Origin of the sequence: Methanoregula sp. (genome assembly GCF_028712425.1) — an archaeon.
Taxonomy (GTDB): domain Archaea; phylum Halobacteriota; class Methanomicrobia; order Methanomicrobiales; family Methanospirillaceae; genus Methanoregula.
This window is the reverse complement of record NZ_JAQTQD010000003.1, coordinates 58,438-77,363: the sequence shown is the minus strand read 5'-3', so window position 1 is coordinate 77,363 and position 18,926 is coordinate 58,438. Positions and strand designations below refer to the sequence as shown.

At 54.4% G+C, this 18,926-nt stretch carries 21 protein-coding genes; 15 read left to right on the top strand and 6 right to left on the bottom strand.

The window, feature by feature from the left end; all coding sequences use genetic code 11:
• The first annotated feature begins 17 nt into the window (after positions 1 to 17).
• The 6 genes from PHF39_RS02265 to PHF39_RS02240 all read left to right on the top strand — a co-directional run bounded on the left by PHF39_RS02265 (position 18) and on the right by PHF39_RS02240 (position 4,246).
• Positions 18 to 1,430: a dihydropteroate synthase-like protein gene (locus PHF39_RS02265; protein ID WP_300219722.1), complete on the top strand. Its 1,413-nt coding sequence runs from the start codon at positions 18 to 20 to the stop codon at positions 1,428 to 1,430.
• A gap of 45 nt (positions 1,431 to 1,475) precedes the next feature.
• Positions 1,476 to 1,757: a peptidylprolyl isomerase gene (locus tag PHF39_RS02260; RefSeq protein ID WP_300219720.1), complete on the top strand. Its 282-nt coding sequence runs from the start codon at positions 1,476 to 1,478 to the stop codon at positions 1,755 to 1,757.
• Positions 1,758 to 1,779: 22 nt separating this feature from the next.
• Complete coding sequence (gene budA / locus PHF39_RS02255; RefSeq protein ID WP_300219718.1) at positions 1,780 to 2,598, top strand: acetolactate decarboxylase; 819 nt, start codon at positions 1,780 to 1,782, stop codon at positions 2,596 to 2,598.
• Between the two features lie 87 nt (positions 2,599 to 2,685).
• Positions 2,686 to 3,057: a Mov34/MPN/PAD-1 family protein gene (locus PHF39_RS02250; protein WP_300219716.1), complete on the top strand. Its 372-nt coding sequence runs from the start codon at positions 2,686 to 2,688 to the stop codon at positions 3,055 to 3,057.
• The gene (locus PHF39_RS02245; RefSeq protein WP_300219714.1) at positions 3,054 to 3,512 is read left to right on the top strand and encodes an FAD synthase; all 459 of its coding nucleotides are present in this window, start codon (positions 3,054 to 3,056) and stop codon (positions 3,510 to 3,512) included. The genes PHF39_RS02250 and PHF39_RS02245 overlap by 4 nt, the downstream gene beginning before the upstream one ends.
• Before the next feature lie 86 nt (positions 3,513 to 3,598).
• Complete coding sequence (locus PHF39_RS02240) at positions 3,599 to 4,246, top strand: DUF2284 domain-containing protein (protein WP_300219712.1); 648 nt, start codon at positions 3,599 to 3,601, stop codon at positions 4,244 to 4,246.
• Positions 4,247 to 4,249: 3 nt separating this feature from the next.
• Here PHF39_RS02240 and PHF39_RS02235 read toward each other — a convergent pair whose 3' ends face one another.
• Both PHF39_RS02235 and PHF39_RS02230 read right to left on the bottom strand, forming a co-directional pair.
• Positions 4,250 to 5,392 carry a cation:proton antiporter gene (locus PHF39_RS02235; protein ID WP_300219710.1) on the bottom strand — a complete coding sequence of 381 codons (1,143 nt, stop codon included), beginning with the start codon at positions 5,390 to 5,392 and terminating at the stop codon, positions 4,250 to 4,252.
• Positions 5,392 to 5,877 carry a TrkA C-terminal domain-containing protein gene (locus PHF39_RS02230; RefSeq protein WP_300219708.1) on the bottom strand — a complete coding sequence of 162 codons (486 nt, stop codon included), beginning with the start codon at positions 5,875 to 5,877 and terminating at the stop codon, positions 5,392 to 5,394. Before PHF39_RS02230 ends, PHF39_RS02235 begins: the two co-directional genes overlap by 1 nt.
• A 313-nt stretch (positions 5,878 to 6,190) precedes the next feature.
• Between PHF39_RS02230 and PHF39_RS02225 the strand changes: the two genes are divergently transcribed.
• The 5 genes from PHF39_RS02225 to PHF39_RS02205 all read left to right on the top strand — a co-directional run bounded on the left by PHF39_RS02225 (position 6,191) and on the right by PHF39_RS02205 (position 10,249).
• Positions 6,191 to 7,069 carry a hypothetical protein gene (locus tag PHF39_RS02225; RefSeq protein WP_300219706.1) on the top strand — a complete coding sequence of 293 codons (879 nt, stop codon included), beginning with the start codon at positions 6,191 to 6,193 and terminating at the stop codon, positions 7,067 to 7,069.
• A gap of 415 nt (positions 7,070 to 7,484) precedes the next feature.
• Positions 7,485 to 8,363, top strand: coding sequence for a thiamine pyrophosphate-dependent enzyme (locus PHF39_RS02220; protein WP_300219961.1), 879 nt, complete (start codon positions 7,485 to 7,487; stop codon positions 8,361 to 8,363).
• Positions 8,360 to 9,472 carry a pyruvate ferredoxin oxidoreductase gene (gene porA / locus PHF39_RS02215; protein ID WP_300219704.1) on the top strand — a complete coding sequence of 371 codons (1,113 nt, stop codon included), beginning with the start codon at positions 8,360 to 8,362 and terminating at the stop codon, positions 9,470 to 9,472. The genes PHF39_RS02220 and porA overlap by 4 nt, the downstream gene beginning before the upstream one ends.
• Positions 9,465 to 9,992, top strand: coding sequence for a 2-oxoacid:acceptor oxidoreductase family protein (locus tag PHF39_RS02210; protein WP_300219702.1), 528 nt, complete (start codon positions 9,465 to 9,467; stop codon positions 9,990 to 9,992). Before porA ends, PHF39_RS02210 begins: the two co-directional genes overlap by 8 nt.
• Positions 9,989 to 10,249 (top strand): 4Fe-4S binding protein, encoded by a 261-nt coding sequence (locus PHF39_RS02205; RefSeq protein WP_300219700.1) that lies wholly within the window; start codon positions 9,989 to 9,991, stop codon positions 10,247 to 10,249. The genes PHF39_RS02210 and PHF39_RS02205 overlap by 4 nt, the downstream gene beginning before the upstream one ends.
• Before the next feature lie 35 nt (positions 10,250 to 10,284).
• On the opposite strand, the gene PHF39_RS02200 is transcribed toward PHF39_RS02205, so the two are convergent.
• Positions 10,285 to 10,629: a hypothetical protein gene (locus PHF39_RS02200; RefSeq protein ID WP_366144148.1), complete on the bottom strand. Its 345-nt coding sequence runs from the start codon at positions 10,627 to 10,629 to the stop codon at positions 10,285 to 10,287.
• A gap of 269 nt (positions 10,630 to 10,898) precedes the next feature.
• Between PHF39_RS02200 and PHF39_RS02195 the strand changes: the two genes are divergently transcribed.
• Positions 10,899 to 11,516 (top strand): cupredoxin domain-containing protein, encoded by a 618-nt coding sequence (locus PHF39_RS02195; RefSeq protein WP_300219696.1) that lies wholly within the window; start codon positions 10,899 to 10,901, stop codon positions 11,514 to 11,516.
• Positions 11,517 to 11,745: 229 nt separating this feature from the next.
• Here PHF39_RS02195 and thsA read toward each other — a convergent pair whose 3' ends face one another.
• Positions 11,746 to 13,401: a thermosome subunit alpha gene (gene thsA, locus PHF39_RS02190; protein WP_300219694.1), complete on the bottom strand. Its 1,656-nt coding sequence runs from the start codon at positions 13,399 to 13,401 to the stop codon at positions 11,746 to 11,748.
• A 619-nt stretch (positions 13,402 to 14,020) separates the two neighbouring features.
• Entirely contained in the window at positions 14,021 to 14,287 is a 267-nt protein-coding gene (locus PHF39_RS02185; protein WP_300219692.1) for a hypothetical protein, read from the bottom strand.
• Between the two features lie 703 nt (positions 14,288 to 14,990).
• Between PHF39_RS02185 and PHF39_RS02180 the strand changes: the two genes are divergently transcribed.
• Entirely contained in the window at positions 14,991 to 15,140 is a 150-nt protein-coding gene (locus tag PHF39_RS02180; RefSeq protein ID WP_300219691.1) for a DUF2080 family transposase-associated protein, read from the top strand.
• Between the two features lie 41 nt (positions 15,141 to 15,181).
• Complete coding sequence (locus PHF39_RS02175) at positions 15,182 to 16,450, top strand: site-specific DNA-methyltransferase (RefSeq protein ID WP_300219689.1); 1,269 nt, start codon at positions 15,182 to 15,184, stop codon at positions 16,448 to 16,450.
• A gap of 166 nt (positions 16,451 to 16,616) precedes the next feature.
• Here the strand turns inward: PHF39_RS02175 and PHF39_RS02170 are convergent, their stop codons facing one another.
• Complete coding sequence (locus PHF39_RS02170) at positions 16,617 to 17,546, bottom strand: transcriptional regulator (RefSeq protein WP_300219687.1); 930 nt, start codon at positions 17,544 to 17,546, stop codon at positions 16,617 to 16,619.
• 43 nt (positions 17,547 to 17,589) lie between these two features.
• On the opposite strand from PHF39_RS02170, the gene PHF39_RS02165 reads away from it, so the two are divergent.
• Positions 17,590 to 18,813, top strand: a complete 1,224-nt coding sequence (locus PHF39_RS02165) for a tRNA(Ile)(2)-agmatinylcytidine synthase (RefSeq protein ID WP_300219685.1) — start codon at positions 17,590 to 17,592, stop codon at positions 18,811 to 18,813.
• Positions 18,814 to 18,926 lie beyond the last annotated feature (113 nt).

Here is an 18,926-nt window from a genome sequence, read left to right as displayed (position 1 = left end):
TGGTATTAAGGAAACTTATGCGCATCCTCCTCCCCACCGGCTCTGCCACCGAAGGGATGGTCCGGCAGGCAGCCACCGGGTACGACGCAGACGTTGTCGTAACCGGGGAGATTGCATCTTTCCTGACACCGCACCAGCTGAAGGTGATCCTGCAGAAAAAGACCTGCGACATGGTGATTGTCTCCGGGATGAGCACGGCATCATTTGAACAGGTCGAGCGTGATACCGGTGTCCCGGTATACCGCGGGCCACGTCACGCTGCTGACCTTTCGCTGATCCTCCCCCTCATCGGAAAACTCACTCTTTCAAGGTCTGTTCCCGCGGACGATTTTCTTGCTTCGCAGAGGGTAAAAGAAGCAATGGCCCGTGTTGAAACCACAGAGCGGGAGGCTGAATGCGATTTCCTTATCCGAGGTCTGAAGATCGGCGGTGGATCGCGGATGAAGGTCCTTGCCGAGATCATGGATGCCCCCCGGTGCGGGAATATCCGGGAGCGGGTACTACAGTTCTTCGAATCGGGTGCGGATATTGTAGACCTGGGATTCGGCTTCGATGCAGCACCGGCTGATGTCGCCCGGGTCTTTTCAGAACTGGACGGGATTGATCGTCCGCTTGCAGCGGACACGCAGGACCCCGCGTTGATCCGTGCCGCACTTGTCCGTGCCGATATTATCCTCAGCCTGCAGGAGGAGAACATCCCAACGGTCGGCAGGGACGTGGCTGATGCCGGGGCAGCAGCAGTCATTGTTCCGGGAACGGGAACGCTCCAAAAGAACATCGCACGGGCAAAACGGGAGGGCATCAGATGCATCATTGCCGATCCCCTCCTCCAGCCGGTCGGATCCGGGCTGATCTCTTCGCTGAAGGGGTTCAGGAGAGGAAAGTATCCCCTTTTCTTCGGCGCCGGCAATGTCACCGAGCTCATCGACGCCGACTCCCCCGGTGTCAATGCCCTCCTTGCGGGCATGGCGATGGAAGCAGGGGCGGCGGTGATCTTCACCAGCGAGCACTCCGACAAGACGAAAGGATCAGTGCGTGAAATGCGGAGGGCAACGGAGATGATGGCCCTTACCAGTGGGCGACCCTACCCGAAGGATTTGGGAATTGACCTCCTTATCCTCAAGGAGAAACGGCAACGGCGCGAACCCCCGCTGGAATATGATACCATCACCAGCGCACGGAGCATGCCGGATGAGATCGAGTACGATCCGAAAGGGAATTTCCGGATCGGTATTGAGGGCGACCGGATCGTTGCGGTTATCCGGGGGAAAGCGGTGCAGGGCACGCGCTGGCAGGACGTCCTGCATACCATCCTCCTGCACGGGGATGTCTCGCTTCTTGATCATGCCGCGTACCTGGGCAGGGAACTCTACAAGGCGGAGCTGGCGATCCGGTACGGGAGAAGCTTCGAGCAGGACGGGGAGTTCTGAACAGGATCCAACGCTTTATCTCCCGAAAAGGGGCACCTGTACAGCATGGCAGCACAGGCTCGCGCATCCCACATTCTTGTCAAGACGGAAGACCAGGCAAACCAGATCATGAAACGCCTTTCTGATGGTGAGGAGTTTGACAAAGTCGCCCGCAGGTTCTCTTCATGCCCCTCCGGAAAGAAAGGGGGAGACCTTGGCTGGTTCGGCAAGGGAATGATGGTCCCTGAGTTCGAGAAGGTCGCATTCGAGGAAGAGGTCGGCAAGGTGGTCGGGCCGGTCAAGACCCAGTTCGGGTTCCATGTTATTAAAGTGACCGGGAAGAAGTAATCCCCTGACTGGTAAACCATCTATGGATAATCTCAAATTCTTTCTCGGCATCGGACTTGCCGTCGTGATCGTCTTTGCCGGTGTATCTGCATATACGCATTATATGAGATCAGTACCGGCTCCGGTTCCTGCCGACCAGGACACCCTCTACCAGGTCTCGACCATCGATGCGCTCATGCTCGGGGTATATGACGGGATACAGCCCACCGGTGACCTGAAGCATCGCGGGGATTTCGGAATTGGAACTTTCGATGCCCTCGACGGCGAAATGATCGTCCTGGATGGCGTTATCTACCAGGCAAAGGCAGATGGCAGGATCCTGATCGTGCCGGACAACCTGACAACGCCGTTTGCCACGGTCACGTATTTCCAGGCCGACCAGAATATCACCACGAAGAGCACGATGAACCTCTCGGTCTTTACAGCCTCATTGGAGGAGCAGCTCCCGACCGGGAACATGATCTATGCGGTCCGGGTGCACGGGACATTCCCCGTCATGAAGGTTCGCTCGGTCCCGGCACAGCAGGAACCCTTCCCGGTGCTCTCTGAGGCGGTAAAGAACCAGTCCGTGTATACCTTTTCCGGAACAACGGGGACTATCGTAGGCTTTTATACCCCGGTCTTCTTCAAGGGCGTGAATGTCCCCGGTTTCCACCTCCACTACCTGAGTGACGACAGGACAGCAGGAGGCCATATCCTCGACTTCACCCTGCCTGTGGGCATGCTGGTCGAGTACGATGTAACCCCCGGGTTTACTATGGCGCTTCCCACAAGCGGTGATTTCGTTGGTGCCGATCTCTCACAAGATCTGAGTGCTGACCTTGCAAAGGTCGAGAAATAATCGCTTTTTTAATGGCAGTATATTTGAGCAAGCGAAACCAATAATTCCGGTATATCCGGCACCAGCGAAGCCGGACGGGAGAGAGACATGAACATCCGCGGAATCCGGCAGGACCTCCTTTTTCTCCTTCTCCAGATGGGGCGCGAGAACCACCCCAACGAGTTTGCGGGCATCATCCGCGAACAGGACGGGATCATGGAGGAGCTGAACCTGCTGCCCGGGACAATCGGGCGCGAGGACTCTGCATCCGTATTCTATGACATGATGCCGCTCGATACCCATGTTGTCGGCAGCGCCCACAGCCATCCCAATGGTGTGATCCTCCCATCAGACGCCGATCTCAGCTTCTTCCCGCGGACCGGGAGGTACCACCTGATCATAGGCTATCCTTACCGGAAGAACAACTGGCGGTGTTTTACTGCCAATGGAGAGCCCCACGATCTGGAGGTGATCCCGTGACCGGGCGCCGGATTGTTGCTACGGGGACATTCGATATCCTCCACCCGGGGCATCTCTACTACCTGGAAGAATCGAAAAAACTCGGCGATGAACTCTGGGTCATCGTTGCCCGTGACTCGAATGTCAAGCACAAGCCACGCCCGATTATTCCGGAGGAGCACCGGCTCGCCATGGTTGCGGCATTAAAGCCGGTCGACAATGCGATCCTCGGGGACAAGACAGATATGTTCCGGCCCATTGAAGAGATCCAACCGGAGATCATCACAATAGGATTCAACCAGCTCTTCAATGAACAAAAACTGGAAGACCAGCTCCGGGCAAGAAGCATCGCTTCCCGGATCGTCCGCATCGGCAAATATGCCGACGGTGACCTTTGCAGCTCGCGGCTGGTCGTCCAGCGTATCCTCGACAAGCGGTGCCATGATCTGCACCACCCGGAGCACAGGGATCATTGATCCACAAGGAACATTTTTCCAGCCTCTCCAGCCGGAACCCTTATCGCTTCCGGCAATGATCCTGCACGTACCAGGAGTCTTGCGGTATGGAGCGGAGCGTGCAGGAAGAGATCGATTACCTGAAGGCAATTTCTGCGGAAAAAGGGGTAAAGGCAGAAGAGATCGCCCCGGGAGATATCGTGGTTTCCCAGTGGGTCCGGTTCAAGTGCCGGTATGGATGCAAGGGCTATGGCAAACATTTCGGCTGTCCCCCGTATGCCCCTTCACCGGATGAGACGCGGCGCATGGTGAACGAATACTCTATCGGGCTCCTCCTCTGGTTTGAGGGAGTGCCGGGCCACGGGGAGTTCGGGCCGGATGATATTCCCGACGATTTCCACCCGTGGTATGCCGATCTCATCCGCTGGGTGAACGGGACCGTGCACATGCTCGAGAAGACCGCGTTCTACGACGGGTTTTACAAGGCGTTCGGGTTCGGCGGCTATCCCTGCATCTGGTGCGAGCACCAGCACTGCGTGGCGGAAGAATCCGAGGGGATCGTGGACGAAAGCCTCCGGAGAAGATGCCGTCACATGGACCTTGTCCGTCCCAGCATGGAGGCAGCCGGGATAGATGTGTTTGCCACAGCCCGCAACATCGGGTGGAAACTGGAGACAATCCCGTGCAAAGACAGGGAGTACGGGAAGATCGTCCATTCCCGTATCAACTCAGTGGGCCTCGTCCTGATCGAATAACTGCTACCTGCTGCTGTGGGGCCGGTGCATAAGGGCTTTTCTCCGGCTTCGATGGGTGATCCCGCGCCGCATCCAGGTACTGTATTTTGCCGTGAACGCACCGACAATGGTCGTGAAGATCACCAGTGCGGCAATGACCGTCCCGACAACCGCCGACCCGTACAGCACAGCAAGGGCAATGGAAAACTCGCCACGGCTGATGGTATTTGCCCAGATCTCAAGCCCTGACATGGCAGAACCGTAAATCGTGATCCCGATGAGCATACCGGAGATGAATTTGCTCACCACGGCAAGGAGACAGAGGATCAGGATGCTGAACAGGTCTGTTCCCGCGGTGAAATTGATCGTTACCCCGAAGAAGACAAAGAACATGACTAAAAAGACATCCTTGAACGGCCGGGCATGCTGCTCGAACGCCTCCGGGTCTGTTGTGGCGAGGGCGGCGCCAAGGGCGATCACCATCATGCTGTCCGGAATGCCGAACATGATGGCAAGGGCCGCCGTGGTGAGGACTGCGGCAAAGGTGAAGAGGATGGGGGTCTCGTCGTCCCGGTCGAGGATCGAGACAAGGAACTCCTTGCCATAGTGGGCGATGGCATACATCACGCAAAGGGCCAGCACGATCTTGAGGAAGAAGTACAGGAGGTCCTTGTCCCCTGACGAGAGGAGGGCGATGATGGCGATCAGGACGATGTCCTCGAAGACCTCCAGCCAGATGATCAGCTCGGCCTCCTTCATCATCAGCTTCCGGTTCTCGATAAGCGTCGTGATAACGATCGCCGTACTGGTGATATAGAACGCCGTGCCGATGATGAATGACTCAAGCAGCGTGAACCCGAGGAGATAGGCAGCGGTAAACCCAATCCCCATGTCAACGATAAGGCCGATGATACCGGCTGTGAGAAGCTTTTTGGGATCGGCTATCATCCGGTCCAGCTTCAGGCCAAGGCCCATGAAGAAGAGGAGGAAGAGCAGGCCGATCTCCGAAAAGAACTGGCTGATCTCGTCCGACTGGACAATGCCCAGCCCTGCCTTACCGAGGACAATCCCGGCAAGGATATAGAACGGGATGGCCGGGACCGAGAGATATTTGGAAATAAGCGCAAGTACCAGGCAGACGAAGAGCGCGATGATGAAGCCTTCCATTACTCCACCAGTATTTCGCTCTCAAATTTTTTAATCTGGTCGCTTTCACCGATTATCAGCGCCGCATCGCCTTCCTCAAAGGCAAACGATGGCGGCGGGTTGATGATATTTTTGTCTTGGCGGCAGACCGCGATGACGGTTGCCCCGGTCTTGGCCCGGATCTGGAGGTCTTCGATGGTCTGACCTGCCCGGGCCCTGGGAATGTAAAACGTATGGATGGTGACCCGGAGGTCGGCAAGCGCCGAGAACGCTATCTCCACGCTCTCCTGGTCGGCTTCGATAATTGCCCCGGTGAGGATATTGCCCAGGCGCCGGGCCTCAACGGGGGTCATCTCGGCCGCGCTGGAGGACTGGCAGCCCTTCTGGAGCGTGTACATCTGGATTGTCCCGGTTGTTGTGAAGAAGATTGCGACCGTATCACCCTTGTCGGTCATGAATTCATATTTGGTTCCCACGCCCGGAAGTTTCAGCGATCGAAGCGCCATAGGAGATTTTTGAGAAGTATTGCTCAAATAATTATGGTTTTAAAAGAGGAGTGCACCGCCATCCGGCGCTGCACGAAAAAAGGAAAGTGGGTTTGGTCTTGAGAGGTCGGGAGGTGCGATGCAGGGGTAGTTTCTGGCATCTGATATCTGAGGGGTTTGTCGCCCTCCCCACATACCCTGTTGAGAGACCGGGGGTATAAATCCCGGAGAGCGCGGGGTGAAAGTGAACGCTGCCTGCGGCTTGCCGGTGATGCCCGGTACTACCCGGGGGATGACAAACAACCATTTAACCCGCCCTGCCGGACACTAATCCATGGATCGGGCAGGGCATATCCATATCATCAGCGCCGGTGAGAAGATACAAGTCGCATATCCCGTACTTATCCGAAAACTCCCGACCATCTCCCGGACAATTGTGTTCACTGACAGCATCATTCATGAGGGATCGGCGGACCCGGCAACGGAGAGACACCGGCTCGCGGTCCGGAATGCGGTCGCAACGGTACAGGAGATCGCTGCATCGCTCTCGATACCCATTTCCCGTGAGCTGATTTTTCCACCGTCATATGGTTCTGTCCGGTCAGCGCTTGCAAGGATACAGCGGGAGAACCCGGGTGCACACTTCACGTTTGACCTGTCGGGAGGATCGAAAGAACTCTGCATGGCACTCTTTGCCTTTGCGCCGTGGCTTGGTGCGGAGGTCTATCTCTCTTTTGGCGAGGAGCCCGCACGCCCCATACCGCTGCCGGACCGCACGGTCAGTTCCCTGCTTTCCAGTCCCAATCACCAGATGATCCTCGCGATCCTCCTCAACCGGAAGAGGATGGAAATGCGCCCGGCAAAGGGAGCGGCTTTTGCAAGTCCAGAAGTGTGGGTGTCCCGGCAGTACCTGTACGGGCAGCTCTTCTCGTCCTATGTGCCGACCCGGACAAAAAAGGCCGGATCGCAGGATGCCCCCGGACCGGTCATCCATGGGAGAAAAGGCCGGACGCCGACCGCAGAATTATCTCACGCAACATTCTCCGGATTTATGGGCACTCTCCGCGATGCCGGGCTTGTCGAGGAGGAATTCTCTGTGGACAGCCGGAAAGAGAAGAGCTACCGGATTACGGAAGCCGGGGAGACTGCCTTCCGGTTCTTTTCCGATCCTGCAACCGGTTCACTGGTCAGGAGCATGCTTGAGGGGGCTTGATTAGGTCCCGGGATTGTTTTTCCAAACGCGTTGGATACCATTTTTTGGGTGAAGACCCTGCTGAAAATTTTTTCATCGCGATCATGAGGTGTTAGTTGATGAGGCTACAATCGGATAATTAACCTAGAATCTGCATGTACATGCTACAAAACTTTTGGATCTCCGGCGTGATGGTGCAACCTATGAAGCCAGGGGTGGTTGAAAAATTTTAGGCAGGGGGCAAGAGGGGGATAGAAAAAAAAATTTCGCACGAGCGATCGCGTTTTTTTATGCGAGCCGGATCCGGATTTTCCTGCAAAATTCTCAGCTCAATTATGATACTTTTTTCACCAGCACGGATGATAAATAATGATAGATCTCACGATCGCGTACTGCGCTCTCCGATCACTCAAACCACCTGCAGGAGTTGGACACCATCGCAGAAATCCCCAAAGAAGAATTCATCCTGAAGTGCACATCTGCCTGTGCCGGGTGCAGCGACTCGCTCTCCCTCCGGTACGTGCTCAAGGCAGCAGGGCCGGATACGGTCCTTGTTGTGCCGGCATGCTGCACAAGCGTCATCCAGGGCATCTACCCCAACACAGCCTTCAACGTCCCCGTCTACAACATCGCGTTCGGCGCTGCCGCTGCATGCGCCTCGGGCATGAGCAACGCGTTCAGGGCAGCCGGGAAAAAGACCAATGTCATCGTCTATGCCGGTGACGGCGGGACACTCGACATCGGTATCCAGGCGATGTCCGGGGCATTCGAGCGGGGCACGGACTTCCTCTACATCTGTTATGATAACGAGGCATATGGCAACACCGGCATGCAGCGTTCGAGCGGCACGCCGCTTGGCGCACGGACCACCACGACCCCGGCAGGGAAGACCGATGCCAAGAAGGATATCGACGCAATCGCCGCAGCCCACGACCTGCCCTACCAGGCAACAGCCTGCGCCGCCTACCCGCAGGACCTCTTCAAGAAAGTCACAAAAGCCCTCGCGGTCCGGGGCCCGTCATTCATCCATATCCTCGCCCCCTGCCCGCCCGGCTGGCGATACTCAACCGAGAGGAGCGTTGAGATGGGCAAGCTCGCAGTAAAGTCAGGTATGTGGGTGCTGTACGAGCGTGAGTACGGGAAACTCACTATTGGCCCGCAGTCGAAGGCGGCAATGAAAAAGCCCATACCGCTCGAGGACTACCTGAAGCCGCAGGGCCGGTTCAAAGGCATTGATCCAAAGACGGTCGAGATCTTAAAACAGCGCATTGCAAAGAACTTTGCAAAGCTGGCGGCAGAGGAGGCATCGTCATGAAGAAGATCGCCACCGGCAACAAGGCAGTTGCCGAAGCCGTAAAACAGGCTGCGCCAACCGTTGTTGCTGCCTACCCGATCACGCCGCAGACCGAGATCGTTGAGCAGGTTGCCGAGTTTGTCTCCAGCGGCGAGCTGAAAAGCCGCTACATCGCAGTCGAGAGCGAGCATTCGGCAATGGCAGCCTGTATTGGTGCGAGCATCACGGGGATTCGCACCTTCACCGCAACGAGTTCTCACGGTCTTCTCTACATGCACGAGATGACCAACTGGGCCGCTGGCGCACGGCTCCCCATCGTGATGGCAAATGTCAACCGCTCGCTCGGCCCCGGCTGGAACATCTGGGCAGAGCATACCGATGCCCTGCAGGAGCGGGACACCGGCTGGCTGCAGGTCTATGTCAGCACAGTGCAGGAAGCCTACGATGCAACGCTCATGGCATTCCGGATTGCAGAGCACAACGATGTCCTTCTTCCCGTGATGGTGAACCTCGACGGATTCCTCCTCTCCCACATCATGCAGCCGCTCGACACCGTTGACCTTGGGGACTTCATCCCCCCCATCCACCTCCCGCATGCAATCGATGTCAAGAACCCGGCAGGCTATGGCTGCCTTACCGGCCCGGACCAGCAGTTCCGGTTCCGCTGGGACATCGAACGCTCGATGCGTGACTCGGTGAAGGTGATCGAAGAGACCCAGAAGGAGTTTGCAAAGCGGTTCGGCCGCAAGTACGGGTTCACGGAAGACTACCAGTGTTCAGATGCTGAGGTCGTGATCGTGGCTTTGGGCACCCTTGGGAAGGAGGCAGAAGTAGCAGTCGACCTCCTCCGGAAGGAGGGGATAAAGGCCGGGTCCATGCGCCTGCGCTGGCTCCGCCCGTTCCCGAAACTGGACCTCAAAGGGAAGCAGGTCGTTGTCATCGACCGCGACTACTCGTTCGGGCGCGGGGGGATCCTCGCAACCGAAATAGTAGCACAGACAAGAGAGCCGGTCTTCAGCGTAATTGCCGGTATTGGCGGACAGGAAGTCACCTATGAGGACATTGCCGGGTTTGTCCGGAAACGGCGGATAGGAGAAGAGTTCTGGTTCGGGGTGAGCGGCAATGTTTGAGATCCGCATCCATTCCCGTGGGGGGCAGGGCGGTGTCACGGCAGCCCGGCTCCTCGCCCTTGCCGCAATCCACGATGGCAAGTACGCAACCGCAGCACCGTTCTACGGGGCCGAACGCCGGGGTGCACCGATCGTCTCGTTTGTCCGGATCGATGACAAGCCGGTCCGGATCTACAGCCAGATCAAGAGACCGGACATGGTGATCGTGCTTGACGCAAGCGTCATGGACGTGGTCGATGTCCTCCAGGGGCTCAAAAAAGGCGGAAAAGTTCTGGTCAACAGCCAGCAGAAGAAGGACTTCCCCGGGTTCTTATCTAGCAATGTCGACCTTACCGGCATCGCCCTGCGGGAGAACCTTGTGGTCTCAGGCAGCCCCATCCTCAACACCCCGGTCATCGGCGCCCTTGCAAAGCAGGGGCTGGTCTCCGTGGAATCTGCAAAGAAGGCCATCAAGGAGATGTTCTCCGATGAGCGGAACGTGAAGGCTGCCGAAGCAGCATACCAGGAGATGAACGCATGACCCCCTCACAGGCACGCGAGCGCCTCGCAATCAACAGGCCAATCCAGGGAGCAGCCGGCAAAACCGGCACCTGGCGGGTCTTCCGGCCGGTTGTCGATAAAGAGAAATGCAATGCCTGCGGGCTCTGCCAGACCTATTGCCCGGACGGCGTGATTGATGAAGAACTGGTAATCGACCTGGACTTCTGCAAGGGCTGCGGCATCTGTGCCAACGAATGCCCGAAGAAAGCCATATCCATGGTCAGGGAAGAGAAGTAACTTTTTTCGCCAGTAAGGCATGTAATCCGCCGGTTTCACATGCCTTTTTCTTCATCACCTGCCATGTACTCGAGATCGAACTTATAGAAATGCGTAAACCGGCAGTTGTGGCACCGGACCGTGAGGATACGCGAACTGACAACGATATCGTGGGGACCGGTCACGTGACAGTTCCGGCATGTCGCATCCTGCACCAGTTCCCAGACCGGGTATTTCAGGGCTTTTCCCAGTGTCCCTGATGGATCGACATCCTCGATACGCGGGATAAAGACCCGTGTCGCACCACAGTGATCGCAGACCACCTGCGCCTGGTACGGCACTGCGGTAATGACCTGATCCGCTATCTCATGACAATGATAACAGTCTGTCCGATGTTTCATGGAGATGAACCGGTCGCTCATGGCAGATACTGGATCTGTCAGGGTTCATTAACCTGTTGGGTGTCACTGATCGTTCTGAACAGGACATTTTTATGAAAAATGATGGTTATGACATTTACCGTTCCATCTAGGATTTCCTGCTGTGATGACTCCCCCTGGAGAGAAAAACGCGGGATTTCCCGGTTAAAAGAAAAATCGCGCCCCTAACAGAAAAAGAACGGAGATCTGATAAGTAAATTTAATCATAGGGAGAAATAAAACTACATACTATGAAGAAAATCCTTGGATTTCTTATTCTGGTTATCGCCCTTGTCGCAGCCAGCGGATGTACCCTGCCGCAATCGACAGCCCCGGTAACGACAACCGTTGCAACCGAAACACCAACTGCAGTGCCGACGGTTATTGAGACAACTGTTGAGGCGACACCTGTTGCCACGACAGAACCTGCCGTTGTCGAGACCACGCCTGTCGCCACCACAGCGATACCGGCTGCCACGGAAACAACCGCCGAAGTAACGGCAACGAAGACCGCGATTGTGACCGCCGGAATGACCCCGTCCACCAAGGTCACCGTGATCCACATTGCAAACAATACCTTCACCCCATCCACCCTGATGGTCCTTCCCGGAACGCGGATTACCTGGGTCAACTCTGACAATAAAGTCCACTCGGTCAAGGCAGTCGGTGCCATTGCAGGGAAGTTCAACTCCATGGATATCGCACCCACCGCCCAGTGGGGGTACGACTTCGGCGAGAACGAAGGTACCTTTGAATATGCCGACGGTTACAACCTGAACGTGACCGGTGTCATCATCGTCAAGAAGGGCGAGTCCTTCTATGGTATGGGCACCCCGACAACCTATATGACCAGCAACGCGACCTGGTAAAATCCTTTTTTTCTTTTTTCGGTTCTGACCTGATCTGCGGATGGGCGGACCGGTCAAACAGAGAGTTCCTGCAGATAGTTGATCGAAGAGCGGAGCAAGTGCTTTCGGGATTGGGTATACTGTTGAACCTTCGGTCTGGTGTTGCTCTTGCAGAATACGAACCGGATGATGCGAAGAAAAACAGCGGATAAATTCAGACGGAAATAATCCGAAAAAAGAGGTATCGGGTTTAGAAGTCGCCGCCCATGCCGGGGGGCATACCGCCCATGCCACCCATGCCGCCCGGGGGCATGCCGCCTGCGGGCTCGGGGGACTTGGACGAGGCGATGACATCGTCAATGCGCAGGATCATGACCGCTGCTTCTGCTGCGGAGGAGATTGCCTGGGTTTTGACGCGGAGGGGCTCGACAACACCGGCCGCCTTCATGTCGACTGCCTTGCCTTCGTACACGTTCAGGCCGAAGGTCTTCTTGCCCTTCTCGTGGGATGCACGGATCTCGACCAGCATGTCGATGGGGTCGAGACCTGCATTCTCTGCAAGGGTGCGGGGGATGATCTCGAGTGCGGCTGCAAAGGCTTCGATAGCCAGCTGTTCCTTGCCGCCTACAGTTGCCGCGTACTCGCGGAGACGGAGCGAGAGTTCGGTCTCGGGTGCACCGCCACCGGCAACGACCTTCTTGTCCTCGATAACGACACCAACAACGCGGAGTGAGTCGTGGATGGCGCGTTCGAGCTCGTCAACAACGTGCTCGGTGCCGCCCTTGACGATTACGGAGACTGCCTTGGGGTTCTTGCACTGCTCGACAAAGGTCATCTCTTCGCCGCCGACCTTGCGCTCCTCAACGAGCCCGGCCTTCCCGAGCTCTTCCTTGCTGATGGCGTCGATGGACGAGACGAGGGTTGCACCGGTTGCCCGGACGAGCTTCTCCATGTCGCTCTTCTTGACCCGGCGGGTGGCAAAGATGCCGGCCTTTGCCAGGTAGTGCTGGGCGATGTCGTCGATACCCTTCTGGCAGAAGAGGACGTTTGCGCCGCTTGCAACGATCTTGTCGACAATGCCCTTGACCATCCGCTCTTCCTCATCGAGGAATGCCTGGAGCTGGTCGGGGGAAGTGATAGCGATCTCGGCGTCGACTTCGGTTTTCTTGAATTCGACTGCTGCGTTGAGCAGGAGGATCTTTGCATTGGTGACCTTCTTGGGCATCGCGGGGTGGACGCGCTCCTTGTCAATGAGGACGCCCTCGATGATCTCGGAGTCCTCGATCGAACCGCCGTTCTTCTTCTCGACCTTGATGTTCTCGATGTCTACGCTGCCATCATTGTCAGCCACCATGGTGACTGCCCTGACAACGAGGTCGCAGAGCTTCTCCTTGCTTGCCTCTGCACTCTTCCCGGTCATTGCGGTTCCGGCAATGTTCTTTAAGAGTGCCTTGTCGGTTGCCTTGACATCGATGGCAATGTCCTTTAAAATTGCCTGGGCCTTCTCTGCGGCCATGCGGTACCCGTGGGTGATGACCGTCGGGTGGACGTCCTGCTCGAGGAGGTCCTCTGCCTTCTTCAAGAGCTCCCCGGCAATAACGACCGCTGAGGTGGTCCCGTCGCCAACTTCGTCGTCCTGGGTCTTTGCGACCTCGACCATCATCTTTGCGGCCGGGTGTTCGATGTCCATCTCTTTGAGGATCGTCACGCCATCGTTGGTGATGACGACATCCCCGATGGTGTCGACGAGCATCTTGTCCATACCTTTGGGGCCAAGGGTGGTCCTGACTGCAGCTGCCACTGCCTTTGCGGCGGTGATGTTCATACCCTGGGCGTCGCGGCCGCGGGTACGGGTGCTGCCTTCCTTGAGAATAAGAATCTGTTGTCCTCCAAGTTGCTGTGACATTAAAATCACCACGTTTTGCACTAGATTTAGCACTAAAATTGGTTTGTGGTTCTATATAAAGTTTGTTGAAATTGTTCTGTTGCTTTAATGGTTGATCCACAGCAGCACCGATTGGTGTTGCGCTGAGGTTGGTGAAGAATAAAATTTATGCGATTGCTTGTGGTGGCGAATCTGGTTCTTGATAAAGAGCGAGATCTCGTAGAATTATCATTATATGATCTCTCGAAAATAATGTCATTTCAATAAGAATATCACATAATTCGAAATATGTTGTTGGAGCCCCCTCTCTTTTTTTGATATCAGTATTGTATAAATGGCCAATTACAATTCGCATGTAGTTGAATCGGTATTCTCGATATTTTAACTCAAAGAAAATATACGCTAATATTGGAATTCCAGACAAACAAATTAAAAAAATGAATGTCGCTAGATAATTTCCTAAAAGAACTGCTAATAAAGTTCCATCCGAAGCACTTTGAAAAGAGAGGATAGGAGCCAATAAAGTTATTAGTGAAGTAAGATAGACACTTTCAAAAAAATTTCTGTTATTTAGTACATCTCTTGCTTTATCCGAATAAAATTTAAAAAGATTGTTGTGCAAAATTCGCACCAACGTTTTCTATTTTGAAATTTGCGGAATTGTTGTTTTCCCAAAACGTTCCATCTCTTCTTTTGACATGCGATATTTTGGATCTGTGAATAATTTATCGGCACATTGATCTAAAATATACCACAAAACAACTGTAGAAAGTGCAATTACTGCGATGCCAAAATACACCCCGATAACCGTAAACGTAATGGTTGCAATGATGCTAACTAGAAGTATCAAACCAATTGCAAATCCCATTACTCGTTTGGGGCAATCCTGACCATGGAACAATGGCATTAAGTACGCACACCCTTTTGTATGCATAGAATTGGAAAATGAAGTTTATAAACATGTAAGAATCTGATTTGCCTGAATCTTGATTAAATCGGATTATTGTGCTAAATAAACCAGAAAAATACCAAGAATTGCCTCGACCGCGCGAAAAACTGTACTAATTACCGTTTAAGTTCTCTCTATTCATTCTTCTTGCGGCACAAATGTATATATAGGATAAAAAATAAGTTCAAATTTTAGCCGGAATTAAAAATTGACTAATATATGAGTTTTAATTTTCCACTTGCCAACCCAATCATCGTCTCCCATCGGTTTCCTGTAAGGTTGATGGGGATACCTGCCATCTGTGCCGGTGTTAATCCGTTGATGCCCATATGGGATCGGATGCAATTGTAACAGGTCTGCAAGCCGGTTGCGAACTCCTGCGCACCCATTGAGCTGTCAAGGCTGCGCATTACCTTTGTCCTCTCTCGGAACGTGCCGTTTAACCTCTCAAGGATGTTGTTGTTCGGTTTTGTCGTGATGTCTTTCAGCCGGATGTGTGGATGATAGACGCTTACGCTCAAACCGTGGTATTCGTTTATCGTGCGGCCAGAGTGTAATCGGAATTGTGGTCGTGAGGTGTAATTTTTGAGAAATTTATAGCAATTAATAACTGACAAAATAATTACATTGTAATTACAATTCATCGCTTATGAGCCATGTAATGAAAGCAGAAGTCTCCGGATATGAAATAATTGAAAAAACCGTCAAACCATCAGGAAATTCCGGAAGGGTATACGTCCCTGTTGACTGGGTTGGTAAAAAGGTGAAAATCGTTTTTCTGGAACCCGTTGAGCAGATTGCTGAGGGGTAGACAATGTCCGGTTCCAGGAGAAATCAAAGCGGTGGCGTACAATGCCGGATAATATCATCGTTGAAACACACTTTAAGCCGGACTCAAAAATGATAAACCCGGAAAAAACCAAAGAGAAATCTCCGGAATTTCCCTGCAAAAAACTCATACTGGAACCCGAAGCCCCGCTCACCGCATCAGAGAGGAAAATCCTTGACAAAATTCAAAAGAAGTTTTCAAAGAATGATTTCCAGATCGAAATAACAGACGATAAGATCATTCTTTACCTTCACTCAATAGACCTTGAAGCATTCAAAACCTGCATTCACGGTCTGTTAAGCACAACTGACGATAAAAAAGTTAACAAAACCCTCATTCTTGAACTTGTTGAAAAAATATCACGAATACGGAGTTATGGGGTCAAGGGGGGAAAGCGAGTCTTCGCAGCATATAATGATGAGCGAAAAGTCGAGGACCGGCAATCAAAAGTCACCCGCCGGGGTCAGTATTACTATGCGCAGGATAACAAATTCCCGAAGAAAAACAATACGGCTCCAAAAAAACTGGAGAATGTTGTCATCTGTGATGACAGCAGGCATGCCTTACAACGATTACCGGACAATTGCATTGACCTGATAATTACCTCGCCCCCGTATAACTTCGGGTTGGGATATGATACTTCAAAGGACGGCGTAAACTGGGAGAACTATTTCCATACGCTGTTTGCCATCTTTGACGAGTGTATCCGGGTACTGAAATACGGTGGCCGCATTATTGTGAATATTCAGCCGTTATTCTCGGATTATATCCCAAGTCATCACATTATTTCAAACCATTTTATAGAGAAAAAAATGATCTGGAAAGGGGAAATCCTCTGGGAGAAGAACAATTATAACTGCAAATATACTGCATGGGGAAGCTGGAAGAGCCCGGGCAGTCCCTACCTGAAATATACCTGGGAATTTTTAGAGATATTCGCGAAAGGCGATCTGAAAAAAGACGGGGATCCGAAAAATATCGACATAACTGCCGATGAATTCAAAAAATGGGTTGTTGCGAAGTGGTCTATTGCTCCGGAGAGGAAGATGGTACACTACGATCATCCGGCAATGTTCCCGGAAGAACTGGTCGAGAGAGCATTGAAACTGTTCAGTTATGAGGGGGATATCATTTTAGATCCCTTTAACGGAACAGGAACAACCTGTGTTGCTGCAAAACGATTCAACAGAAAATACATCGGGATTGATGTATCGCAGAAATACTGCACGATTGCAGAAAAGAGACTGAAAGAGATTTTCCCGGGCACAAACTCATCTGGTGAGGATTGCTGATAATCCCCTCATTTCCCGGTCTTCTTCTACAGGAGAGGTTGCCTTCTGGTGGGTTAATCGCTGTTCTCCATTATCAGCTTTTACCTGATTGTGTGATATCAACCGCACCATATCACCAACCGTTCACGCGGTTGATCCGCCGGGAACATATCACCCCCTCAAACTCTCATTCGCCAAGCAGGTCGAGGAGCTCGAAGCCGTCCTCTACCCGGTGGAGGCGTTTTTCGCTGATCACGAGCGTCCGGCCGATCTTCTTCTCCTTTGCGGAGTCGGTGATGACGCACATCGCGTGCTTCTTTGCAATCTGCGAGAGGTTGCCGATCAGGGCAGCCCGCTTGACCACCTTCTGTGCCGGACCATAGCCGGTGAGGATCGTGTGCTTGTCAAAGGTGAGGAGCGCCTGGAAGGGCGCACCGTGCAGCGTATGGAGCGAGATTCCTATCTGCTGCAGGAACTCCATCGGGCTCTGGATGTGATCTTCGGGCTCTTTCTTCTCCGACTCCATTGCCTTGGGCGGCGGTTCATGCCGGACCAGGTCGATTGCTTCGACTACGCCCGTGTCAAAGAACTCCTCGATCCGGATCGCGATATCGAGGGTAGTTCCCATCCCGCTCTCGTATTTGCTGATGGTGCGCCGGGAAACCCCGAGCACGGTGCCGAGGTCGCCAAGCGACATGTTCCGCTTCTCGCGGAGGTCTTTGAGCGCATCGCCGTTGATGTTGACATACAGGCCCCCGGGCGATGCATAGACAAGGGGCGGGATCTTCTCCACGAAGTAATCGTACAGCGTTGCGGGGCTGATTGCGTAAATCCCGTACCGCACATAGACCGCCCCCCGTTCCAGCTCGGCATCGCGGGCACGCTCACCGACAATGAGCGGTATCCCGCCCAGGAGCCGGGAGATGAGATCGAGATCAAAGGCCACCTCCTCGCTCACGGAATCGATGTGGGAGACCACCTTGATGACCAGCAGCGTCCCGTCGTTGCGCGCAATAAGGTCGAAACTCCTTGGACGGAGCGTAAACCGCTCCGAGACATCGAAGCCTGCCGTGATCATTACGCTGGTGACCAGCTGGAGCTGGCGGTCCTGGGACATGTGGATACAAATGGATTGAGCGCTCCCCTATATTAATAGAGACATGCTGATCGGGATTGATGACACGGACTCACCGCAGGGGATGTGCACGACATACCTCGGGGCCGTGCTCGCCCGCAGGCTGATTTGGGAACACATGCAGGTACGCGAGGCCCGTCTCGTCCGGCTCAACCCGAATGTCACGTTCAAGACCCGGGGCAATGCCGCGGTCATGCTTGACGTGAAAGGGGATCCCGAAACTGCGTTTTGGATTGCCTGCGATCTTGTTGAAGAGCTTGCCGACCAGTCCTGCGAGAACACCAATCCCGGTCTTGTTGTCACTGAATGCAAGCCCAATGTGGCCTTCTACCAGAACGCCGTGACGGATTTCTGCACTCTTGAAGACGCAGTCGCTCTCCTTGAGGCCACCGGCGCACGGTACCGCGGCTGGAAAAACCGGCGCGGGCTCATCGGGGCAACGGCAGCCGTGGCAAGCGAGCTCCCGGACCGGACCTCCGAGATCCTGGTGTACCGGCAGGAAGAGCGGTTCGGCACGCCCCGTTTTGTCGACCGGCAGAGCCTGTTTGCGGCCGAGGCCGCGACATTCCCACATACCTGGGACACGGTCGATACCGTGAATGATGTCGTTGTCTGCGTTCCGCACACGCCTGATCCGGTCCTCTTCGGGATCCGGGGGGAGAGCCCGCAGTGGGTGAGGGCCGCCCGGCAGGTGGTCCGGTCAGAACCACCGGCCCTTGAGCAAATCTGGGTGACAAACCAGGGCACCGACGCCCACCTGCTGGATGCGGACATCACTGACTTCCAGGAAGGCCTCTCGTACCGTGTCCGTGGCACGGTTGAGGATAGCCCGAAGACCGGGACTGGCGGGCATGTCTCGTTCACGATGGGCGACGAAGGTCACCGGGTGCGGTGCATGGCGTATGAACCCACCAAGAATTTCCGGCAGGTTATCCGGGAGCTCCGGCCCGGCGACGAGATCCTTGCATGCGGGAGCTTCAAGAAAGGGAGCATCAACCTGGAAAAGATCAACGTGATCGGGCTGGAGACGGGAACTTCTGTCCGCCCCCCGCTCTGCACGGCATGCAGCAAGCGGATGACCAGCGATGGCAGGGGGAAAGGCTGGAAATGCAAAAAATGCGGGGCACGGGCAGATGAGCCGGAGGTCCAGCAGGTCCCCCGCACGCTGAAGACCGGATGGTATGAAGTGCCGCCAACGGCACGAAGGCACCTTGCCCGGCCCCTGTGCCGTCCTGAACCTGAGGCCTAAACCGGTCATACGGGCAGGCAGATCCCCCAAATCCCGCGGCATTTTAAAAGGGCCGGCCACGGAATCTTTTTGTATCTACGTAGTCTTCTTTACATCATCGACATCTCCGGAAC

Excerpts from the sequence above, each read along its gene's own strand:
- PHF39_RS02265 (WP_300219722.1), top strand. The coding sequence starts at position 18 with ATGCGCATCCTCCTCCCCACCGGCTCTGCCACCGAAGGGATGGTCCGG.
- PHF39_RS02260 (WP_300219720.1), top strand. The coding sequence starts at position 1,476 with ATGGCAGCACAGGCTCGCGCATCCCACATTCTTGTCAAGACGGAAGAC.
- budA (WP_300219718.1), top strand. The coding sequence starts at position 1,780 with ATGGATAATCTCAAATTCTTTCTCGGCATCGGACTTGCCGTCGTGATC.
- PHF39_RS02250 (WP_300219716.1), top strand. The coding sequence starts at position 2,686 with ATGAACATCCGCGGAATCCGGCAGGACCTCCTTTTTCTCCTTCTCCAG.
- PHF39_RS02240 (WP_300219712.1), top strand. The coding sequence starts at position 3,599 with ATGGAGCGGAGCGTGCAGGAAGAGATCGATTACCTGAAGGCAATTTCT.
- PHF39_RS02235 (WP_300219710.1), bottom strand. The coding sequence starts at position 5,392 with ATGGAAGGCTTCATCATCGCGCTCTTCGTCTGCCTGGTACTTGCGCTT.
- PHF39_RS02230 (WP_300219708.1), bottom strand. The coding sequence starts at position 5,877 with ATGGCGCTTCGATCGCTGAAACTTCCGGGCGTGGGAACCAAATATGAA.
- PHF39_RS02225 (WP_300219706.1), top strand. The coding sequence starts at position 6,191 with ATGGATCGGGCAGGGCATATCCATATCATCAGCGCCGGTGAGAAGATA.
- porA (WP_300219704.1), top strand. The coding sequence starts at position 8,360 with ATGAAGAAGATCGCCACCGGCAACAAGGCAGTTGCCGAAGCCGTAAAA.
- PHF39_RS02210 (WP_300219702.1), top strand. The coding sequence starts at position 9,465 with ATGTTTGAGATCCGCATCCATTCCCGTGGGGGGCAGGGCGGTGTCACG.
- PHF39_RS02205 (WP_300219700.1), top strand. The coding sequence starts at position 9,989 with ATGACCCCCTCACAGGCACGCGAGCGCCTCGCAATCAACAGGCCAATC.
- PHF39_RS02200 (WP_366144148.1), bottom strand. The coding sequence starts at position 10,629 with ATGAAACATCGGACAGACTGTTATCATTGTCATGAGATAGCGGATCAG.
- PHF39_RS02195 (WP_300219696.1), top strand. The coding sequence starts at position 10,899 with ATGAAGAAAATCCTTGGATTTCTTATTCTGGTTATCGCCCTTGTCGCA.
- thsA (WP_300219694.1), bottom strand. The coding sequence starts at position 13,401 with ATGTCACAGCAACTTGGAGGACAACAGATTCTTATTCTCAAGGAAGGC.
- PHF39_RS02185 (WP_300219692.1), bottom strand. The coding sequence starts at position 14,287 with ATGCCATTGTTCCATGGTCAGGATTGCCCCAAACGAGTAATGGGATTT.
- PHF39_RS02180 (WP_300219691.1), top strand. The coding sequence starts at position 14,991 with ATGAAAGCAGAAGTCTCCGGATATGAAATAATTGAAAAAACCGTCAAA.
- PHF39_RS02175 (WP_300219689.1), top strand. The coding sequence starts at position 15,182 with ATGCCGGATAATATCATCGTTGAAACACACTTTAAGCCGGACTCAAAA.
- PHF39_RS02170 (WP_300219687.1), bottom strand. The coding sequence starts at position 17,546 with ATGTCCCAGGACCGCCAGCTCCAGCTGGTCACCAGCGTAATGATCACG.
- PHF39_RS02165 (WP_300219685.1), top strand. The coding sequence starts at position 17,590 with ATGCTGATCGGGATTGATGACACGGACTCACCGCAGGGGATGTGCACG.